General features: G+C 68.1%; 1 protein-coding gene. It reads right to left on the reverse strand.

Going from position 1 to position 1,328, the window contains the following annotated elements:
* Positions 1–68: 68 nt before the first annotated feature.
* The gene (gene ispG, locus FNH08_RS50150; RefSeq protein ID WP_152778688.1) at positions 69–1,226 is read right to left on the reverse strand and encodes a flavodoxin-dependent (E)-4-hydroxy-3-methylbut-2-enyl-diphosphate synthase; all 1,158 of its coding nucleotides are present in this window, start codon (positions 1,224–1,226) and stop codon (positions 69–71) included.
* Positions 1,227–1,328 lie beyond the last annotated feature (102 nt).

A 1,328-nucleotide genomic window follows, 5' to 3' on the forward strand; every position in this document is an offset into this window, starting at 1 on the left:
GGTGGGGGTGGTTGTTGTGGTGTTGTGTGACTGACCGGTTTCTTTCACCCCCGCACCGGCCGGTGAGCTCAGCCCGCCACCGACACCGACGGCTCGCCCGACATGACGCCGTCCGCTTCCATCTGCTCGGCGATCTTCATCGCCTCCTCGATAAGGGTCTCGACGATCTTCGACTCGGGGACCGTCTTGATGACCTCGCCCTTGACGAAGATCTGGCCCTTGCCGTTGCCGGAGGCGACGCCGAGGTCGGCCTCGCGGGCCTCGCCGGGGCCGTTGACGACACAGCCCATGACGGCGACGCGCAGCGGGACCTCCATGCCGGTCAGACCCGCGGTGACCTCTTCGGCCAGCTTGTAGACGTCGACCTGGGCGCGCCCGCAGGAGGGGCAGGAGACGATCTCCAGGCCGCGCTGGCGGAGGTTGAGGGACTCCAGGATTTGGTTGCCGACCTTGACCTCCTCCACCGGAGGGGCCGAGAGGGAGACGCGGATCGTGTCGCCGATGCCCTCACTCAGCAGCGCGCCGAAGGCGACCGCCGACTTGATCGTGCCCTGGAAGGCGGGACCGGCTTCCGTGACCCCCAGGTGGAGCGGGTAGTCGCACTGGGCGGCCAGCTGACGGTAGGCGTTGACCATCACCACGGGGTCGTTGTGCTTGACCGAGATCTTGATGTCCCGGAAGTCGTGCTCCTCGAAGAGGGACGCCTCCCAGAGGGCGGATTCCACCAGGGCTTCCGGCGTCGCCTTGCCGTACTTCTGGAGCAGGCGCCGGTCGAGCGAGCCCGCGTTGACGCCGATGCGGATCGGGGTGCCGTGGTCGTTGGCGGCCCGCGCGATCTCCTTCACCTTGTCGTCGAACTGCTTGATGTTGCCGGGGTTCACACGGACCGCCGCGCAGCCCGCCTCGATCGCGGCGAACACGTACTTCGGCTGGAAGTGGATGTCGGCGATCACCGGGATCCCCGACTTGCGGGCGATGACCGGCAGCGCGTCCGCGTCGTCCTGCGTGGGGCAGGCCACACGCACGATCTGGCAGCCGGAGGCCGTGAGCTCGGCGATCTGCTGGAGCGTGGCGCCGATGTCCGACGTACGCGTCGTCGTCATCGACTGCACCGACACCGGCGCGTCCCCGCCCACCGCCACGGCCCCGACCATGATCTGCCGGCTCTTCCGGCGCTCGGCGAGCTTGGTCGGAACGGACGGCATGCCGAGAGAAATCGCAGTCATCTGCTGTGCAACCCCAAGTTGTGGATCAGGATCCGGTCCCGGAAACAGCGGGCTCCAGGCTCCGAGATTACGGCACGCGCCGAGGCCCGGGCACATCGCGCC

This window comes from Streptomyces spongiae, assembly GCF_009377185.1.
Lineage (GTDB): Bacteria > Actinomycetota > Actinomycetes > Streptomycetales > Streptomycetaceae > Streptomyces > Streptomyces spongiae.